General features: G+C 59.4%; 14 protein-coding genes and 2 pseudogenes. 3 read left to right on the top strand and 13 right to left on the bottom strand.

Going from position 1 to position 19,245, the window contains the following annotated elements; translation table 11 throughout:
* Positions 1–231: 231 nt before the first annotated feature.
* Together JR064_RS15130 and JR064_RS23325 are read left to right on the top strand one after the other, a co-directional pair.
* A pseudogene (locus JR064_RS15130) lies at positions 232–1,341 on the top strand (hypothetical protein); the annotation flags it as partial.
* A gap of 54 nt (positions 1,342–1,395) precedes the next feature.
* A complete protein-coding gene (locus JR064_RS23325) occupies positions 1,396–1,728 on the top strand; it encodes a hypothetical protein (RefSeq protein WP_338123901.1) in 333 nt (110 codons plus the stop codon).
* Positions 1,729–1,991: 263 nt separating this feature from the next.
* On the opposite strand, the gene JR064_RS15125 is transcribed toward JR064_RS23325, so the two are convergent.
* From JR064_RS15125 to JR064_RS23245, 5 genes are all read right to left on the bottom strand, one after another.
* On the bottom strand, positions 1,992–3,797 hold the full coding sequence (locus tag JR064_RS15125; protein ID WP_206230264.1) for a S41 family peptidase: 1,806 nt from the start codon (positions 3,795–3,797) through the stop codon (positions 1,992–1,994).
* 57 nt (positions 3,798–3,854) lie between these two features.
* Complete coding sequence (locus JR064_RS15120; protein ID WP_179568993.1) at positions 3,855–4,739, bottom strand: hypothetical protein; 885 nt, start codon at positions 4,737–4,739, stop codon at positions 3,855–3,857.
* Between the two features lie 47 nt (positions 4,740–4,786).
* Entirely contained in the window at positions 4,787–5,416 is a 630-nt protein-coding gene (locus tag JR064_RS15115; protein WP_191826835.1) for a hypothetical protein, read from the bottom strand.
* A gap of 84 nt (positions 5,417–5,500) precedes the next feature.
* Positions 5,501–6,085, bottom strand: a complete 585-nt coding sequence (locus tag JR064_RS15110; RefSeq protein WP_206230263.1) for a hypothetical protein — start codon at positions 6,083–6,085, stop codon at positions 5,501–5,503.
* A 491-nt stretch (positions 6,086–6,576) separates the two neighbouring features.
* Positions 6,577–6,708: a hypothetical protein gene (locus JR064_RS23245; RefSeq protein ID WP_277420386.1), complete on the bottom strand. Its 132-nt coding sequence runs from the start codon at positions 6,706–6,708 to the stop codon at positions 6,577–6,579.
* 233 nt (positions 6,709–6,941) lie between these two features.
* On the opposite strand from JR064_RS23245, the gene JR064_RS15105 reads away from it, so the two are divergent.
* The gene (locus JR064_RS15105; protein WP_241093090.1) at positions 6,942–7,757 is read left to right on the top strand and encodes a hypothetical protein; all 816 of its coding nucleotides are present in this window, start codon (positions 6,942–6,944) and stop codon (positions 7,755–7,757) included.
* A 137-nt stretch (positions 7,758–7,894) separates the two neighbouring features.
* Here JR064_RS15105 and JR064_RS15100 read toward each other — a convergent pair whose 3' ends face one another.
* The 8 genes and pseudogenes from JR064_RS15100 to aceE form a co-directional block, all read right to left on the bottom strand.
* The gene (locus tag JR064_RS15100) at positions 7,895–9,538 is read right to left on the bottom strand and encodes an XVIPCD domain-containing protein (RefSeq protein WP_206230262.1); all 1,644 of its coding nucleotides are present in this window, start codon (positions 9,536–9,538) and stop codon (positions 7,895–7,897) included.
* On the bottom strand, positions 9,535–10,080 hold the full coding sequence (locus tag JR064_RS15095) for a hypothetical protein (RefSeq protein WP_241093089.1): 546 nt from the start codon (positions 10,078–10,080) through the stop codon (positions 9,535–9,537). The genes JR064_RS15100 and JR064_RS15095 overlap by 4 nt, the downstream gene beginning before the upstream one ends.
* A 42-nt stretch (positions 10,081–10,122) precedes the next feature.
* Positions 10,123–10,314: pseudogene (locus JR064_RS15090) on the bottom strand (SymE family type I addiction module toxin); the annotation flags it as partial.
* A gap of 150 nt (positions 10,315–10,464) precedes the next feature.
* Positions 10,465–11,064 carry an XAC0095 family protein gene (locus JR064_RS15085; protein ID WP_206230260.1) on the bottom strand — a complete coding sequence of 200 codons (600 nt, stop codon included), beginning with the start codon at positions 11,062–11,064 and terminating at the stop codon, positions 10,465–10,467.
* A gap of 843 nt (positions 11,065–11,907) precedes the next feature.
* A complete protein-coding gene (locus JR064_RS15080) occupies positions 11,908–12,216 on the bottom strand; it encodes a DCL family protein (protein ID WP_206230259.1) in 309 nt (102 codons plus the stop codon).
* Between the two features lie 2 nt (positions 12,217–12,218).
* Positions 12,219–14,765, bottom strand: a complete 2,547-nt coding sequence (locus JR064_RS15075; protein ID WP_206230258.1) for a DEAD/DEAH box helicase — start codon at positions 14,763–14,765, stop codon at positions 12,219–12,221.
* Positions 14,762–15,661, bottom strand: coding sequence for a HamA C-terminal domain-containing protein (locus tag JR064_RS15070; protein ID WP_206230257.1), 900 nt, complete (start codon positions 15,659–15,661; stop codon positions 14,762–14,764). Before JR064_RS15070 ends, JR064_RS15075 begins: the two co-directional genes overlap by 4 nt.
* A gap of 704 nt (positions 15,662–16,365) precedes the next feature.
* The gene (aceE, locus tag JR064_RS15065) at positions 16,366–19,056 is read right to left on the bottom strand and encodes a pyruvate dehydrogenase (acetyl-transferring), homodimeric type (RefSeq protein WP_206230256.1); all 2,691 of its coding nucleotides are present in this window, start codon (positions 19,054–19,056) and stop codon (positions 16,366–16,368) included.
* Positions 19,057–19,245 lie beyond the last annotated feature (189 nt).

The raw sequence follows: 19,245 nt of genomic DNA, 5'->3' as shown, positions 1-19,245 counted from the left end.
CGGATCGATCTCAGCGTCCGAGCCTCCACGCCCGCAACCCCGACACCGCCTGTTCGAGCCCCCGTCCCTAACGCACATCGGCAATGCTGCCGTTGCTCACCAGGTCCGGCATGCCCCCGGAGCCGACGACGTCGCTCTCTGCCCACGCTCGACTTCCAGCGTTCATGCCGTCCCAGCGGACGCCCGGCTAAGCTCCGATCGACGCCAAGGACTCCAGGGAGGACACGCACGATGTCACAGCACGCCATCGAGGATCTGGTCGAGAACACGATCCACCTGGTGGACCGCAGCACGCTGGACGGCGCGCGCCAGGCCGAGATGATCCACGGGCTGCTCGATCTGCAGGCGCGCTACGACACCAGCCTGACCTGGTTCCGACTGCCCGACGTACTGCTGCGGCGCGGCGTGCTGGTACGGACGCCGGCGCAGGCGCTGACCGATACCGCACTGCGTGCCCAGGCGTTGGCAGCCGATGCGCCGGGCTGGCTCGGGCACGAGGACGACGCGGCCTACCTCGAATGGGAGGGCCAGGCGCGCGTGCTCTACCGGCAGGCCAAGGCCGGCACCTCGCTGCCAGTGTCGAAGCTCTTCCGTGACGTGCTTGCGCTCGCCGACGAGGCCGACGACACCGACCTGTTCACCGACTGGTACGCGCTGTTGGCGAATGGCTGGCTGGACGACACCTTCACCGCCGAGGACGGCATCGCCGCCACGCTCGATGGCCTGCTCGCTTCGGACGATCTTCAGGCGATCCGCGCGCTCGCGGCGCGTCGTGGACTCAAGCGCCGGCGTGGCGTGCCCGAGGCGCTTGCGCTGCCGCGGCCGAACGACAGCATCGAGCAAGGCGACGTCGAACGCAGCGCCGGCCTGCGCTTCTTCCTGGAACCCAAGCGCAAGCCGGCCGCCTTGCTGACCGCGCGCGACAAGGCGCGGGCCCAGCAAGCCCGCGTGCGCGAAGTGATTCCCGCGTTGATCGAGCAGCATTTGGGCAGCGCGCTGCACGCCGCCGGCTGGTCGCCTGTGCCCACCGATACCGCCTTCCAATGGCGATGGACCCGGGAGCGCGACGATAGCCGCCAGTTCCTCTGGGCGACCCACGACGCCACGTTGGGCGTGCTGATGGTCCAGGCGGGCCTGCAGCATGCGCAACTGCTCGCGTGGCAGCAGCGTGCCGCCACCACCCAGCTGCACGACCTGCATTTCCAGGACATTGCCGCGGGATTCCTTGGGCAGCACATTCTCCACAGCAAGGACATCGGCGCGTTCGGCGGCTGGGTGCTGAATCCGGCCGACAGCGATGCGCAGCTGCGCGCCACCCTCGATCGCCTGGCGGCCGCACTTCCCGCGCTGGACACCAACTACTTCGATTTCATCACCCGGCAGTTCTCAGAATCGCTGTTCGCACGCGACGTCGACACCCTGCTGCATCTGCTGGAAGAGGGCGACGACGACGGCGCGGTTCCGCCCTACGTGCTGTTCGACAGCCCCGACAGCCTGCTGCTGGCCTTCGTCTTCCACCATCTCCAGCGAGGCGACGAGGCCGCGGCGATGGCGATCGTCGAGCGCCTGCAGGCACGCCAGGCGGCGCGCGGGCGCCTCAGCCCCTGGCACCGCGACCATCTGGCGCCGTTCCTGCAGCAGTGGGACGAAGGCCGGCGCGATCTGCCGATGCCGCCGGTGCTGCATGCGCTGCTGGTCAGTCATTTGCGTGCGCAGGAAACGGGGTGAGCGCCGTCCTCAGATTCCACCTCGCTGGTGGCGTACCGCTTCGTGCCCGTCATTCGCGGCGGGCGGTGACGCACGCGGTGGGGGCATGACAGCGTGGGCAGCTCATGGCGCTGCGCATCGCGATACAGCGCACGCCTGTCCATCCATCGCTGGCGTTTCCGCCAGCACTAGCCGCACAAGGAAACGGCCCGCTTCGCATCAGCGGATGTGCGCACCCGCACCAGATTGACCGCCCTGCGCGTGCAGGGCTGGCCGACCGGGACCTATTGTCCAGCAGGTGCTCGATCGGCAGCCGACCGGCTTGGTCTGGACATCGAGCCCAGCTTCATCGGCCTGCTTCCGGCAATCCCCAACGTCGCCACCGCTTGTTCGAGCACCGAGTCCCTCCCCTCGCGCACATCGGCGATGGTGCGGCTGGCCACGACGTCGGGGAAGACACCGACGCCGACGAAATCGCTGCCATCCGGATAGCTATCGCGCTTCACGCAAATCCGCGCCGAACCGCCGCCCGGCAAGTCCAGCGTGAGCGGCTGCCCCGTGCTGCCGCCGGTCGCCTGTCCCACCAAGGGGCCGCGCCGCATCAGATGAAACACCGCCGCCGTGTCTTCGCCGGCCGAGAAGGTCGCAGCATCCACCAGCATCGCCACCGGTCCCTTGTAGGTACGCGGCTCCGGCATCAACACGTCATCGCGTACCGGCAGCCATTCGATCAAGCGGCCACTGCGCGCTTGTTGCAGCGACGATCCGTTATCGCGCATGACGGATCGCACCTGCGGCAAGGAACCTTCAGCCACGAAGCGCAGGATCGACAATCCGAACCGGGTGTTCCCACCGCCATTGCCGCGCAGATCCAGGATCAAGCCCGGCGCGGCGAGCACCCTGTCCAGATCCTGCCTGAGCGCCTTGACGCTGGCGTCGTCCTCGAGCTGCGCCACGCGCAGCACGGCGACACCGTCCTTGCGGAAGGTCAACAGCGGCGCGGCCGCCACCGCCTGCGCTTTGTAGCCACTGCGCGCCGCCCGCATCTCGCGGCGGCGCCCATCGCGGTGTACGACCGTCAGCACCACCGGCTTGGCCGCATCGCCGGACAGCAACGCATAGGTGTACGTTCGCACCTCGAGGTCTTGCGGCGTCGAACTGCTGAGATAGGGCCGCACCGCGCGCTCGGCGTAGCGCTCCACCGGCTCGCCGTCGATCGCCTCGACGGTATCGCCGGGCTGCACGCCCTGCCGAAGCAATGCCGCGTCGGTGACCGACGTGACCACCACCTTCCCTTCCAGCCGCGCGGTGCGCAGCCCCGGGCGCGCATACCAGCGCGCCTCCAGCGCCGTGGGAGGGAACACGCCGCTATGCCCGTCCTGCAACTTCGCCATGAAACGCGTCAGCACGCGATAGTAGGCATCGGTATCCTGCGCCTGCTGCACCAGCGGCACGGTGTCCAGATACAGGCGATCCCAATCGAGCTCAGGCACATGATCGAACCAGACGAAGCGGTCGCGTGCGGTCATCCACAGTTGCGAGAGCCCGGCAATGCGCTGTGCCTCCGTCAGCTGCGCAGTGTAAGGAACCACCAGCGCAGGTGCCGTCGCGTCGCGCTTCGCCAGCGCCTCATGCCGCCGGAGATCGGCCAGGCGCGGATCGTCCAGCAAGGCCAGCGTCGCGGGATCCTTGTTCACCACGAAATCGATCAGGCCCTCCTGCCAGGCCATGGCGTCCAGCGCTCGCCAGGCCGCGACGGCCGCGTCCCGATCGCCGAGCCACACCTGCACGCGCACCAGATCGCCCAGCAGATTCAAGCGGCGAAAACGCAGCGTCATGCTGCCGTCGGCCAAGGCCAGCACCTGCGGATCGTCCAAATAGCGCAGACCGTCGAGCAATGCGTCGCGCGCACGCCGCAGATCTTCAGGCGAACTCGTTGCACCGTGTTCGGCAAGCTGACTGGCACGGTCGCGGAACTCGGTCACGTGCGCGTAGGCCTGCATGGCCGGATCTTCGGCGGCACTGGCCAACTGGGCCAACTGGGCCAACGACAGACAAACCCCCAAACCAAGCCATCCTGGAAATTTCATCGCAGCTCCTGTGCACGACGCGAAGCGTCCAAAAGCGCCATGCCGGCGCGCCGCAGCTCAAGGTTTAGAGCTAGAAGGCCTGAAGGAGCGACATTGCGAAAGCAGCCACTCTCCGGCTGAGGTGTCGGACGCAATCGCCTCTCCCTTGGATATCTGCAGGACCTCCGAGCGAACGAGTTCGGCACTTTCCGAAGAGTCAAAAACATCCTCGTCGGTGGAGTCGACGGCAAAGCCCGGAAGTGCCGAATTCTCGAGCTTCCCCGACGCCACAAGCTGGCCACATAAGCCATAGTAGTAAGCAGCACGCTCGTTCGCGGACAGACCAATATCACCAGCCACGAACATGCTGACGTGGAACGTTTCGTGCGCAACAAGATCTGCGATATTGGCCAACGTCTCTTCCAAGTTCCGCATCTGGGGCGCAATTAGAGTCAATTTCGGCCCTCTGCCGAATCTAAAGAAGCTCCGGTGATAATCAACGCGCGCCGGAACAATCCGGATTTCAACCGAGACATGATCGACGGCTGCTTGTTCAAGTACGAAGCGAAGCGCCCTGGACGCAACAAGGCAGACATCTTTTACGGGGACATTCGTTCCGCTTGCGACAGCCACTTTCACGTATCGATCTTCACACCGCACCGAACTAGCGAAACGAATATTTTCTCGCGCACCCTGCGTAAGGACTTCAGACTGAGTGATAAATAGACCGAATCCCGAGCGAATGGTGTGCTTGTTCATTCCCTCCACAGAAAAATGCGGCAAAGCAGAACCATCACTCTGTCCGGCAAAGAGTATGGCCAGGACGAAGACAAGCAAAGCCCTTCCCAATTTCAATTCTTCGCAACCCGAACTACCGCACCCAAAATAGCCACCAAAGCGTTCAACATTCAACTCCTCAAAGGCAACAGACCGATCTTCAGATAAAAACCATCCAAAACACATTTAATCGACTAACATCAAGAGGGCCGAGGCCCTCTTGACGGAGCAGCTTACTGCTGTTGGCACAGGTTCGGTGATGGGTAAGTAGTACAAGGTGGGTTGCCGTAGACCGTAGCGGTGAACGAAGCAAGCGACTGACCTTCATACTTTGTAGCGACCGCCATCGTTTTCTGGCCTTGGAACGCGGAAGTGAATGATGCTGTTTCATAACGAATGCTATCAGCGTCACCAGCATTGGCGTACGCCCAGGAGTTGACAGCATCAGGGTCGGCGAGGCGAATAATAGTTCCAGATTTCACATATGCAAAAGACTGCGCCGCAACAACAACGTTATCACTGGACCGGACGAGCATCACGCTGACAGCGCCAGTCGAGGGATAGGGAATAGTAGAGCCAGAAGTGTCGATCTGAAATTGAGCCGCATCTGCGGTGAGATCCAGAGCAGCTCTGGCCAGGGCATTTATTATGTTCTCTTTTCCACCGCCGCCACCGCCACCACCACCACCACCTGCCTTCTTTTCCCATTTAACTTCGGCACCGGCTTTACACTCTCCGCCTCCGCCCGCCTTTGCGCTGCACTCTCCATAGGCACGCACAGAAGTGTTGTACGTAGCACAGCCCGCCGTGCCAATAGAAATTAACGACAATCCAATACTGGGGAACAATGCTGTTTTATTCACAGGAACCTCCGTTTCGCTGGGATTCAGCGTGAGCGATACTATCGGCACGACTCGAACGGAACCATCGAATCCATCACATTTCACTCACTCACCTGGCACACGAAATATTTTAAAAGCTGTCCAAGTTGCAATGTGAGAAGAAAGAAAGGTAGCCGCGACAATTCCGCTGGGCATATCACGGAGCATCAGCAATGCCAAAGAAATTTGCAAAGCGGTGACAATTGCTTCAAGCATCGGCAGTGAAAAAAACTTGCTTCTGCGCCCTTTCTTCCAGTCACAACATCCAATCCGATGACAACCCAATTTCGCAGATATGTATATTACCCCGGTTAAAATAGAGGAAATATCAATTAACGGAAGAACGAGAGATGGCGAAAATACGACAGACCCAACAGCACAGACCCAAAGTACCGAACTCAGTAGCGCGCCTGTCCAGCTTACTGATCCGTCGCGCCTGACTAGACCACGCAACTGAACCCCATAAAGCATTGCCAATCCCCAGCCGCCGCCGAACGCTAAAGCGAGAATCAAATTCTGACCGTGTCTATCCCACACCAGATAGCCAAAGATTGCTGACGCCACAATTCCGGTAAATGCACGCAAGTTCACGATAACCAGATCAGCAAATATCGCCCAACAGCTTGGAGAAAGTGCTTGATTATCCGTCATCTACTCTTCCTTGATTTTTCAGCATCAAGTCAACAAGCGACTTTTTCGACTGGAAACCTCATAGCAATGTGCTAACTGTGGGTCCACCAGCGCCGGCCGCCCGTCGCGCCAGGCGTTGCCCAGACAATATCATCACTACCAAGGCGGCAAACGCAAGTGACCGGCGGAGCCTACCTCCGAACCTGGATCAACAATCGACACTACTAGATCCCGGCCCGGGCGGTAATCTGCGGCTTGTTGCCAATGGCGAAGCCCCGTTGTTCCAGCCAGGCCGCTCAGGCTCAGCGGCGGTCGCCTGTGTAGCGGTCAACGCGGGATAGGCCGGGGCGCAATGGATGGGCTGGCTGGTCGTATGACGGCCGCTTATTCCCTCACGCGCCTCACTCCCTTTGCTCGCGCACTGACGCTCGCGGCATCCCAGGGCCGGCCCCGCACCACGAGGCCAGCCCTCGCCGGCGACGCATCCCTGCCTCATCCCACCCATGCCGCGATCAATGCAGCCGCCCGCCTCCCGCAGGCGGCGTCTCCCACTCCACCGCATAGACCGCCCGTTCCTCGCGTACGCCGTTGGGCGTGGGTTCGCGCAGCGGCTGGCGCTCGATCTGCTGCAGCAGCGCCCGCATCGCGTTCGCTGCATCGCAGATGCGTGTCGCCCACCTCGGTTCGAAACCGCAGAGAGCCGGCGGGCGTATTTTCCCAAGGGGTGTTGTATTAGCCGCCCTCCCAACGCAGGCATCGCGTCGGCGGAGCGCGGCATCGAGAGCACGTCAACCAGTGCGGCAGCAGCGCTCCAACTTGACGCAGGATCGAATAACAAGCTAAAGAGCAGCAGGGAAGACAGCATTGATGAAGGGACATGGCGAAAACACCTCGTCTAAAGATCGCATGGCTAGCCTGCTCGGCAATCGCGGCGCTTTCCACGACAGCATGTTCGGCGCAGCCGTCGTCCCCTGCTCCCAACCATGCCAATAGCAGCGAACGGCCGTCAGTGGCCGCAGCACAAGCCGCAGCCGGCAACGCTCTGCAACCGGGCGAATACATCACCGAAAAGGGATGGGGGCGCCTGCTGCTCAAGGGTCAGAACGGGGCGTTGACGTTTTCCTTGGAAAGCACCACCGGGGAAGACGTTTGTGCACTGGATGGAGCGATCGACGGAGATCGGGGCGTCGCCAAGGGCGACAACGGCCAACCCTCCTGCAGTGTGAAGTTCACCAGCACCCAGCAAGGCATTGACGTGACCGCGGCCACGCCCAATGAATGCAAGACACTCTGCGGCTACAACGGCGATTTCGAAGCGCCCTACCTGCGGGTGAAGGATGGCTGCGGCCGAGACGACCTCGATCGCACACGGACTGCGTTCAAGCACTTTTACGACGGCAAAAACTACAAGGCGGCGCTAACCACCTTGTCTCCCGCACTGACGAATTGCTTGCCGACGCTGGAATGGGAAGAAGAAGGCGCCATTCGCAACGACCTGGCCATCACCCAATACAAGAACGGGCTGTATGCACAGTGCCTGGCCACGCTCGACAAGTATGCCGAGGACGCCGGCAAGGACGACGATGCGGCCGTGGACGGCTGGACGCCGGTGCTGGCGGATCGCTACCTGGCGATCGTGCGCGCGGGGAGAACCAACATCGGCTTGTGCCGTAAAGGCGCAATGAAGCAGTAGGCCCCAAAAGGGATGGAGTGATGAGGACAACGCATTCGCCAGCGGCACTGGCGGATGCGGAGTTGCGGACCCTCACCTAGCTAGTGTCATCCTGGCGACAACCGGGCAACACGAAGGAACCCGCTGCCTCGATAACGTCACCCCAACGACTGCCCTTGATTTCTAGACAAGTCGCGTTGCTGGGTCATCGCTTGTTCCTGAGCAATTGCCTGGTTCGCCACCATAAGTTTGGCGTCTGACTGCTCTACCGGTGTCTGCGTCGCTTGCTGTACGAGGACATGGGCACGCAGGTGCGCGGGATCGTTCAACTCACCTTGAACCGCGAACAGACGCTCGGGACCAGCGACGACATGATCCACCCTGGTCAATGCATTGCCGGATAGCGAGGCGCTGGAAGCATTCGGATACTGGTCTCGATTGTCCTTGCAGGCGGCGAGAAGGCTCCTGCACACGCGCTCGCTGCTCTCATCGAATGGCACGCCGGCCTGGCTGCCGAGCCGCTGCACTCCCTCCCTGATTTGCAGGAGCATTGCGTGATCGGGGTGCGCAGGATTGTCGGGTCCGGTCCTGCCACCGTGCTGTTGCGGAGCGGGCCGAAGTTCCGGTGCATGAGGATCCACATGTAGCAGCCGTTGCGTCTGGCCTCCCTGCTGCACATTGAGATCGGTAGTGCCATCTTGGTTTCGAGCGCGCGTCAGATTCTCGCGCGCGACAGAGCTCCATTCACCGTTCAAGAAGGCATGGCCCTGCCCATGCTTGTTCCAGTTGACCAGATCATTCCCTGCGGCATAGAAGCCCGGCCCATTGAAGCGCTCTGGGTGCGCGCGATCCGTAGGCCCGTACCGATGCGTCCCACCTCTATCCAGAGCTCCGATGAACTGCCTTGCGTTATCGTCATGCATGAACAGGTTCTTGATGACCGGGTACTCGTGCGGCAAGTTCCGATGCGCCCTGTCCGCATTGAGGGTAGTTGGATTGACAAGCGGATCAGCCAAGACACTTGCCCATGCCGTCGAGAGAGGGCTTTCTCGATTCGCGTTGCGCAGTGTGTTGACGACATCGGCTCCTCTCAAGGCGCCGTCGCGGCCCGATTCCAAGTAGTCCTTTGGTCCCGAACGTCCTGGGCTCAGGCCATCGATGGCAACACTGACATCTGCGACAGAGTGGTATTGATTTCCTTCGATGTTACGAATCATAGGCGCCGCGAGCGCCTCGTTTTGATTGAATGCCTTTCCAACCATGGCTGCCAATTTCACCTGGTCGTCCAACGAAGCATTCTGATAAAGTTCGCTGCGCTGCAAAGGTGCAATCGCATGATTCATGATCTTGTTGATCTGCGCAACATCTTGCTCATGCACCCAACTGATACCCGCATCGGAAGAAAGGAATCCATCCAATCGCGACTTGACCTCCGCGTCCAGCGGCCGCCCCAACTCGCTCTTGATCGTCCTGCCGTTGCGACCTAGATCCGCGATGGTCTGCGACACCTGATCTTCGCTGAGCGCCAGTTGCGGCTGACTGGTGGCTGCCCATCCCTGATAGGCATTGACCAAGTCCCTGGGAACGTTCTCGCCATTAGGGTTGCCAGGTTGATAGTGCTGACCCAAGTCGACCTGAATGGTGCCGATGGTGTATCCACTATTGTCAGCTGGTTCTAGCCTCGGCGTTCTAGTGTTATCACCGGCAACCTCAAGGCGGTATGCATCGTACCCGCTTTCAGACGTGACCCCGACGGCAAAGTAGAGCGTTGCGCGTAATTCCTGATCCGTCAGCTTGCTCATTGCTCATCCTCCATGCAATTTGTATCAAAAGTTATTTCTTGTCCTTTGTTACTGGGATGTAAAACAACATCACGCTCATAGCGGGAGCCATATTTCTGATAGCGAACCAACATCCCTTTTTCCAAAATGAAATAATCTTCGTTTCCGGAAAAATCAGGGCAGGCCGAGTATCCGGCCTCTCCGTCGTCGCTACAGTAGCGAACGTATAGCTTTGCCTCGCGTACGTCTCCCTCGAGTTTCCCATCGCCCCCCCGAGAGTTTGTGCCTTCGCTCCAGTCACCCGTTACGTGGTTACCGCGTTGCTCCAACGTGATGCCCAAAAAGTGCCCGGAATCACACTTCTTTGCGTATCCCCATGTACCGGAAAAGGTGGGAGCCCTGGCCGCGGGCGCAGCGCTCGAGCATGAAGTGGCCAGCACCATCGCTACAAAAAGCAACGTGTGCAACGGTCGGATTCGATACTTTTCCGTGCAAAACATCGGCAACTCCTCTGATCCGCCCTTAGTGGCCTTGAAACGATAGTAAGACGATAACAACAACATGATCCGCATACCAAGAAGACCAATAGACGCGCGACTAGATCGTCAACCTTTGGAACGATGGCCTGGGACGCATGCTTCCATCACCGACACGACCAACGCGCCAGCGCAGGCCGTGATCTTCACCTTGCTGCCGATGGCGAAACCAAGCTGTTCCAGCCACAGGCTGCTCAGGCGCAGCGACGGTCGCCAGTGTGGCGGTACTACACGGGATAGACCAGGGCGCAATGGATGGGATGGTTGGTCGCGTGACCGCCGCTTATTGCCTCAGGCGCCTCACTCCCTTTGCTCGCGCACCGACGCTCGCAGCATCCCAGGGCCGGCCCCGCACCACGAGGCCAGCCCGCTCCGGCGACGCATCCCTGCCGCATCCCACCCATGCCGCGATCAATGCAGCCGCCCGCCTCCCGCAGGCGGCGCGCTCCACTCCACCGCGTAGACCGCCCGCTCCTCGCGTACGCCGTTGGGCGTTGGGTCGCGCAGCGGCTGGCGCTCGATCTGCAGCAGCAGCGCCCGCATCGCGTTCGCTGCATCGCGGAGCGTGTCGCCCACCTCTGGCAATGCCTGGCCGGCGCGCGCGGTGGCATCGCCGGCCGCCACCGCCCGGGCATGGGCCGAGACGGTCTCGGCCAGCAGGGTGAGCTGGTCGAGTTGCGCCAGCGTGACGCGGAAGGCGCCGCCGCCCATGTCCGGCGCCACGGCGACGGTGGCAGCGGGCCGGGCGCCGTGCGTCGTGTCGGTCCGCTGCGCAGGATAGGACAGCGCGTCCAGCACCAGCTCCACCTGGTCGGCCAACAGCTCCAGACAGACCGCCAGCTCGCCCATGCGCACCTTGGGCTCGGCGGCACGCTCCTCGTCCGGCGTGCGCGGCTGCGCCAGCCGGACCAGGAACCTTACGTGATCGCGCAGCTTCGCCAGCCGGAACTGGCTCTCCTCCGGCAGGAAATAGCCGGGCATGTCTTCATCGTCCAAACGGTCGTACGACATCGTTGCCTCCTCGTTCCATGAAGGGTCCGCCCGCCACGCAGGGCGGACGGGAAGTCGGGAGGTTCGAAACCGCTAAGAGCCGGCGGGCGTATTTCCCCGAAGGGTGTTGTATTAGCCGCCCTCCCGACACAGGCATCGCGTCGGCTTGCGCCCGAGCATCGGGCACAAAAAACCCACCGGTTTGTCGGAGGTGGGTACCGCTCTTAGAGGAGTTTCGACGCTCCTTGAGGTAGAGAGTGCTACCGCGATACATAGCTGTCAATAGCAATTTGTAGAATCTTGCATTGGGAAATCGACTTGCTCTAGCGCCGTGTCAGTGGCTACGGAATACTCGCCAGTGCCATTGCGGGCCAGATTAGCTACCGCGTCGGGCTCGCTGCGCAGTCAGGTCCCGGAAGGTCAAACTGACAAAATGACAAAAGAGAAAGTGCACTCTGACCCTGAGGTTTCCCCACATTTTTCACGTCATGAACCGCATGTTCTGGCTGGCCTCCGGTGACAGGTGGCACAGTACGTCCAGCATGGCGTGGAGCGGCCGTTCCAACCATCCTCGTCTCAGGGCTTCCTGGCCTAGCCGCACCAAGCAATACAGCCTGCGCGAATTGGCTCGCGCGCATGGTCTGCGATCCTCATTGGTGTGGTAACCGCGAAGATCGCCATGCGCGCGCTTTTGCAAACCTAAAGTCACTGCAAATTGTTGATTGCTAAGAACTAAAGTCGGGGGAACCTCAGACTCTGACCCCAGTTTCCGCTTAATTACCTCCGCCCCTCTTCGTTCGCCCCCCTCAATTCGCCCGCTTTGTTCCCGGTTATAAGAGGCATCTTATTGCCCAGACAATCGAACTACTTGTACCGCCCTTCGGTGATGCACGACTTATAAGAAAAATCTTCAAAACTGTCATCGATTCTCCGCACAGCGAAGCATTGAGAGCCCTGCTTGTCATCGATTACTTCGAAATTCTTAAGCCCTACGCCAACTTTGATGTCAGCTTCGGGATGTCGCTTAAGAAGCTCTGAAAGCAACCTGGAGTGGTCTGGAGATACAATATCTCCAATCTTGTAACTCCATAGCATCGCGCTGAAGTGCTGACGAGCAAGATCCATAGTCCGAAACTCCACGTCGCCCAATACAACCTTAATAGCCTTACCCATTACTAGACACTCCTCTTCCATTGATTGAGTAGCGGCTCGACCTGTCGTCTCACCCAATAGTTCAACTTGTGAAGTTGGCCATCAAGTAGCTCAAGGCCGACTTTTGCAACAGTATCCATATCTCCGTCCAGCTTTGGCAACAACATCCTCCTTACCGTAACCGCAGTATCGCGATAAAGCCCCTTTGCAACGAGCATTCTACCGGCCGACGAATAGACTCCAGTCTCCACTGATGCTAGTAGCCCTTGCCCTGAACCAGCAATATCTGCGATTGGCTTGAGCAGGGCTGGAATTCCATAGATCACATGCTTCTGAATGTCAGAAACCCGGGACTCTATTGCAGCAGCCTCATTTCCAGGAGAATAGATAGACTTTAGCATCTCGTGCAAAGGGGTTTCGCGCGCCCAGTCAATCGCAGATATAGAAAGGGTCTGCAGCCGTTCAAGCTGGCCAGAACCCAGATAACGCTCAAAATAGGAGGGTGACACTCGAGCCTGCAGTTCGATCAGCTGTTGTAGGTGACCTGAGTCAATTCTCCAAGGAGAGTCCGGCAACTCAGCGATTCCAGATGATACGAAATTGTCCTTTACAGCCTGCAGATCGAACGGATCCCAGTATCGGTTTGCGAGACAAACATCCCTTCCTACGTCAAGCCGCGATAGCTGTTTTGCCACATCTGCGACGACGGCTGGAGGGAGATCTACTCCTTTCATTGCAAGCCTCCCTGCCGCCGAGGAACCAAATCTCACAACCGAGTACCTGATCTGTGAGCAAATGAATCGCGAATGCTCATCCTCATTCCCAGGATTCGTCAAAGCGTCAACAACCGCATCCCTATCCCTCTCGAACAGTTCCTTGTATGACGGCTTTACATCTTTGCTCGGGTCAGGAAAAAGGTCACCACCGTTTTTTTCATTAAATGAATCACCATCCATGACGAGCGTACGCCCAACAAAATCTTTCATCAACCTGCCGGCACGCCCGCGAAGATTAGAGAACTCATAAGGGGAAAGTTTTGGGTCGCTACCACCTCCCTTCCTCCTAATAAATAGATTTGGATTCCTCGCAATTACGATGTTTGCCGGAAGGTTGACCCCTTGCATGAGGGTCGTTGTACATACCATCGTAGAAAGATCGCCTTCGGAATAGGCCATCTCGCAAACCAATCGAATATGCGGAGGCATTCGCGCCGTATGAAATCCTACCCCAGCCTCCACACAGCGAACAAGGTCGTACTTTGGATGTACAGAATCCGATATATATTTCGCAAGCGTAGATCTCGCTGAGGCTGCGCCTTTGCCGACGGACCCCATATTCCCGATCAATCCAACTGCAGTCTTTCTAGCCTGATCGGCCGTGGGAGAAAATATAATCGGCCTTGAAGTTGAACCAAGCCGAGAAAGTAGTCCGCAAATGTATTCAAGATAATCATCTGAGTACAATGATTTGCCGATCCCAGGCACCGAAACACCTAATGCTGCACGGAGAGGCCTCCCGGCTCTGTAGCGTTCTGAATACTGAGTCAGAAGCGCCCCATTCTTGTCCTTTGAAATTGCGTAGGTCAGTGATGCCACAGGTGCTTGACCGGTTTCGACCTCTTCGGCAGATACTCCGAAGAGACTTTTTCCTAGACCGCTAAGATTACTTACACGAGGGCCACTGAGCACCACCTTAGCGTCACCGGACTTTTCGTAAAGCTCCATGATGGAGTCCAGAAGAATCTTTGAACGAATATCTTTATCCTCACTGAATCGCTCAAGATTCTGAACTTCATCTACGATTATCATTGCGAATGGACTCGATACACTGGCAAGCTGATGAGGAAGAGCTCGTTCCTGTGTCATCACGAAAACACGCTTCTCAGAAGCACTATCAAAGCTTGTAAGAATCTGCCAGTCGACCAGCCCATGCGACTCCATAAGTTCCCGGAGATCCCGGCTAACCTGGTTCATCAGACTGATAGTTGGCACGATATATATCATGGAGCGCGATCCGCTCAACGCCATACGTACAATACACAAGTACAATGCAAATGACTTTCCCGCCGACGTCGGCGCAGAAACCCCAATCACTTTCTTATCCGAAACCGCATCTAGAACCAAAGCCTGAAACTTTGTTAGGTAGTATTCCACTTTTCCGACGACTTCCGAATAGGCAACCTGATGAAGGCTAGACGCCATTTCGGACGAGAGGCTGTCCAGCGAACTCAAAACTCCCGCCCCCTGCCGGTCCACCTCAAGCATTGAGGCCGATGGACTTACACCAATGCGAGATAGCACGCTCACGCACAGGCGTCTGATCTGTGCTTTCTGTTGTTCAGTCGAATGCTCCCAAGCCAACGCGATGAGCTGCACGGCCATGCGCGCATCAGCGTCGCTTTCCGCTCGTCCTAACTCGTCAATCGCGTAGATCAGCTCTACATGCTGCTCAAACGTCAGCGCCGGCGTCGGCTTATCTAGCAAACCAATCTGCTTGCCGAATCTTCGATGTTCTACATCGAGCATCATTTCTACAGCAGCGGCCACCCGCGACTGATCAATCGCGCTCATTGGTCGAAGGTCTCCATCAGGTCATCGAGCCCCCATATTGGTACAGCTAGCAGATGCAGTCTACTCAGAAGATGCGGACATCGTCCTTTGAAGTGAGCGACGTCGAAGTCCTTCAAGCGCTGGACTACTGCATCCCGTATAGCAGTTTTTATCTCTGCCTCTGTGGGCCGACTCTTATCTATGTTCTCTTCGTAACTTACGACACATACGAGCTCATAGTGAATACCCTCAAGGCTATTGTTCTTAATTCCCCGGGCAACATCGACCAAGCCGTCATCAATGAATTCGTCGTAGACATATAGACCCAACTCCTTCGACAGTTTGTCATAAGAGTCTAAGATGCTGTCGACAGCATCCTTCAGCGCGGCTGTGAACTTGTACTTTGACCCATACGTTTTCGCTTCGCCAACATAGAGAAGATGCGCCTCGCCTGAAGGCCTATAGTGAATAGCATCGGCGCCATGTCGCTCGATTGCCGGGTTTGTCGTTATCGACATTTTTCTTAAGAGTGGGACAGCCTTAAAGTAATGCTGAATTGCATTAAATAGAAGCAGCTCTCCGAATTGCCCCTTTGGATGCCCCTTACGGAACTTTTGACGCACGAGCTGATACATAAATGACGAGGCGTTCTGCACATCGCCACCACGCTCTTTAATCGCCTGATCTATGATTTCTTGGTACTTTGATTTAGAATAAACCCACGCGCTCATCGTGTGCCGAAGCTCTTGAATGAAGTCGTCCCTGCGCTCTTTCAAGTCTTGATGAGTAATAGTCAGGCCCTGATGAGACTTCCCAGGCATAGTAGGGATAGTACATTCGAACGCATAAATATTATTGAAGAGAGCACTGCTGTTAGCAAGCAGCCCATTGATAAACGCTTCCGTTACGTGAACCAAAACCACCTCCAGCAGTTTGATTGCGACCGAGGGCTATATCAATTGCTTGCCCCTCCCTAGCGTCACCCGAATTTAACACACTTGCGTGACTCCCGGACGTTTTTTCTATCGGAGTGCGCCGGATGCTTACTTGAACTGCTATTTCATGGCTGGTCGAAGAGACCGGATACTGATCCCGGTGTCCGCGTGAAGAACCCCTAGGAGCGACGAGAGGGAAGTGAAATGCGATTAATTTCTGGAAACAGAGCATATATTCCCTAGGGAGGCGATGAGAAACAATGAGAGTGCAATCAAGACCTCTCCCCTGGACCGCTGAGCTAGCACCGGGCCATTGACCAGGACAATAGGACCTGCGCGCAGCATACAGACCTGGAAAACCTTCTCGAGACGGGCCTCGTGGGCTCCCTGAAGGATCTGAAGCTATGCGGACCGGCTCTCAACCGTTGAATCTGCCCCCATAGATCTCCGTACACCAGGAAAATAGAATCGCGGCGTCCATGCACCCGGTTGACCATCCCAAATAATGCTTCAGCGAGTTGTCTCTTTGTAATCACCCCTATCGCAACACTAGCGACTGAAAACTAGCTGATTACGAATAGCTCTGGCTACAACGGCCATACAGTTGCCGAAGTATTGCTCGTGGGCTTTATCGGCAAAAGAAAGGCGACCTCTCGGCCGCCTTTCCTCCGCAACTTATTTACCAATCAAACCCCAACAGGATTACTCTTCTCAGGATCAATCTTGTACTGCTTGATCGCCCGAGCCACATCCTTACCGGTCATCTTGCCGTCCTTCGCCAGTGCCGCAATCGCGGCATGCGCGATGTAGTACCGGTCCACTTCGAAGAAGCGGCGCAGGTTAGCGCGGGTGTCGGAGCGGCCGAAGCCGTCGGTGCCCAGCACCGTGTAGTGCGTCGGCACGAAGGCGCGGATCTGGTCGGCGAACGCACGCACATAGTCCGTGGCCGCGACCACCGGGCCCTGGCGGCCTTCCAGCAGCTGCGTCACGTACGGCTTGCGCTGCTCGCCTTCCGGATGCAGGCGGTTCCAGCGCTCGGCGTCGAAGCCGTCGCGGCGCAGTTCGTTGAAGCTGGGGCAGGACCAGATGTCGGCGGTAACGCCGAAGTCCTTGTCCAGCAGCTCCGCCGCGGCGATGGCTTCGCGCAGGATGGTGCCCGAGCCCAGCAGCTGCACGCGCAGTTCGCCCTTTTTGGGCTTGCCGGCGTCCTGCAGCAGGTACATGCCCTTGATGATGCCGTCCTCTGCACCGGCCGGCATTTCCGGGTGGGTGTAGTTTTCGTTCATCAGGGTGATGTAGTAGTACTCGTCCACCTGCTCCTGCATCATCCGCTTCATGCCGTACTGCATGACCACGGTGACTTCGAAACCGAAGGTGGGGTCGTAGCTGCGCACATTCGGGATGGAGCCGGCGATGACCTGGCTGAAGCCGTCTTCGTGCTGCAGGCCTTCGCCATTCAAGGTGGTGCGGCCGGCGGTGCCGCCGAGCAGGAAGCCGCGGGTGCGCATGTCCGCCGCCTGCCAGGCGATGTCGCCCACGCGCTGGAAGCCGAACATGGAGTAGTAGATGTAGAACGGCAGCATCGGCACGTTGCTGACCGAGTAGCTGGTGCCGGCGGCCAGCCACGAGGAGATCGCGCCCGGCTCGCTGATGCCCTGCTGCAACACCTGGCCGGACTGGTCCTCGCGGTAGAACATCAGCTGGTCGGCGTCCACCGGCTTGTACTTCTGGCCGAACGGGGCGTAGATGCCGATCTGGCGGAACATGCCTTCCATGCCGAAGGTGCGCGCTTCGTCGGCCACGATGGGCACGATGCGCGGGCCCAGGTCCTTGTCGCGCAGGGCGATGTTGAGGCTCTGCACGAAGGCCATGGTGGTGGAGTAGCTGCGCTCGCCGCTGGACTTGAGCAGGCGGTCGTACTTGTCCAGGCCGGGCACGGTGAACGACTGGTCGGCCTTGCGGCGGCGCTGCGGCAGGTAGCCGCCGAGCGCGGCGCGGCGTTCCTGCAGGTACTGCACTTCCGGCGAGTCCGGGCCGGGGTGGTAGAACGGCACCTGCTCGGCGTCGGCCAGCTGCTTGTCGCTGAGCGGGATGTTGAAGCGGTCGCGGAACGCGCGCACGGCGTCGTCGTCCAGCTTCTTGGTCTGGTGGGTGGGGTTGAGCGATTCGCCCGAGGAGCCCATGCCGTAACCCTTGACGGTCTTGGCCAGGATCACGGTGGGCATGCCCTTGGTGTTCACCGCCTGGTGGTAGGCGGCGTAGACCTTGTGCGGGTCGTGGCCGCCGCGGTTCAGGCGCCAGATGTCGTCGTCGGACAGGCCGGCGACCATGGCCGCGGTCTCCGGGTATTTGCCGAAGAAGTTGGCGCGGGTGTAGGCGCCGCCGAAGGCCTTGCAGTTCTGGTATTCGCCGTCGACGGTTTCCATCATCAGCTTGCGCAGCACGCCGTCGGTGTCGCGCGCCAGCAGCGCGTCCCAGTAGCCGCCCCACAGCAGCTTGATGACGTTCCAGCCGCCGCCGCGGAACACGCCTTCCAGCTCCTGGATGATCTTGCCGTTGCCGCGCACCGGGCCGTCCAGGCGCTGCAGGTTGCAGTTCACCACGAAGATCAGGTTATCCAGGCCTTCGCGGCCGGCCAGGGCTATGGCGCCCAGGGTTTCCGGCTCGTCGCTCTCGCCGTCGCCGATGAAGCACCACACCTTGCGGTCGGACTTCTCGATCAGGCCGCGGTGCTCCAGGTACTTCATGAACTGCGCCTGGTAGATGGCGCTGAGCGGGCCCAGGCCCATCGACACGGTGGGGGTCTGCCAGAAGTCCGGCATCAGCCACGGGTGCGGGTAGGAGGAGATGCCCTGGCCGTCCACTTCCATGCGGAAATGGTCGAGCTGGGTCTCGTTGATGCGTCCTTCCAGGAAGGCGCGGGCGTAGATGCCCGGGGCGCTGTGGCCCTGGATGTAGAGCAGGTCGCCGGGGTGCTTGTCGGACGGGGCGCGCCAGAAGTGGTTGAAGCCCACGTCGTACAGGGTGGCGGCCGAGGCGAAGGAGGCGATGTGGCCGCCCAGGTCGCCGGGCTTGCGGTTGGCGCGGACCACGGTGGCCATGGCGTTCCAGCGGATGATCGAGCGGATCTTCCACTCGATGGCCGCATCGCCCGGGCTCTTGGCCTCGTTGGCGGGCGCGATGGTGTTGACGTACTCGGTGGTCGGCGAGAACGGCAGGTAGGCGCCGGAGCGACGGGTCAGTTCGACCATGTCCTCCAGCAGCTGATGCGCGCGTTCGGGGCCCGCGACATCGATGACGGCCTTGAGCGATTCGATCCACTCCTGGGTCTCAGTCGGGTTCGGATCGTTCTGCAGCACCTCGTTCAACCAGTTCATAGCGCTCCCGTAGGTCGCACGCACGCGCGCGATTGCATGTGTTTTTCGAAGCCTCCAAGTGTAGCGCAACCGCCCCGCCGGACCTCGTACGCCAGCGTATGGAACGGACTGTCACATTGGCCCGGGACAGCGCGCGACACCCGGCGCGCGGCGGGGCGCGGCTGCGCTTATGATCGGGGCCGACTCCCG

The sequence above is a fragment of the Xanthomonas bonasiae genome (genome assembly GCF_017163705.1).
GTDB lineage: Bacteria > Pseudomonadota > Gammaproteobacteria > Xanthomonadales > Xanthomonadaceae > Xanthomonas_A > Xanthomonas_A bonasiae.
The sequence above is the reverse complement of the archived record's forward strand: the minus strand, read 5'-3'. Positions and strand labels throughout refer to the sequence as shown.

Coding starts and splice junctions, on each gene's coding strand:
- JR064_RS15120 (WP_179568993.1), bottom strand. CDS start 4,739: ATGTGTTTTGGATGGTTTTTATCTGAAGATCGGTCTGTTGCCTTTGAG.
- JR064_RS15125 (WP_206230264.1), bottom strand. CDS start 3,797: ATGAAATTTCCAGGATGGCTTGGTTTGGGGGTTTGTCTGTCGTTGGCC.
- JR064_RS23245 (WP_277420386.1), bottom strand. CDS start 6,708: ATGCGGGCGCTGCTGCAGCAGATCGAGCGCCAGCCGCTGCGCGAACCC.
- JR064_RS15095 (WP_241093089.1), bottom strand. CDS start 10,080: ATGTTGTTGTTATCGTCTTACTATCGTTTCAAGGCCACTAAGGGCGGA.
- JR064_RS15105 (WP_241093090.1), top strand. CDS start 6,942: ATGGCGAAAACACCTCGTCTAAAGATCGCATGGCTAGCCTGCTCGGCA.
- JR064_RS15110 (WP_206230263.1), bottom strand. CDS start 6,085: ATGACGGATAATCAAGCACTTTCTCCAAGCTGTTGGGCGATATTTGCT.
- JR064_RS15080 (WP_206230259.1), bottom strand. CDS start 12,216: ATGGGTAAGGCTATTAAGGTTGTATTGGGCGACGTGGAGTTTCGGACT.
- JR064_RS15085 (WP_206230260.1), bottom strand. CDS start 11,064: ATGTCGTACGACCGTTTGGACGATGAAGACATGCCCGGCTATTTCCTG.
- JR064_RS15075 (WP_206230258.1), bottom strand. CDS start 14,765: ATGAGCGCGATTGATCAGTCGCGGGTGGCCGCTGCTGTAGAAATGATG.
- JR064_RS15100 (WP_206230262.1), bottom strand. CDS start 9,538: ATGAGCAAGCTGACGGATCAGGAATTACGCGCAACGCTCTACTTTGCC.
- aceE (WP_206230256.1), bottom strand. CDS start 19,056: ATGAACTGGTTGAACGAGGTGCTGCAGAACGATCCGAACCCGACTGAG.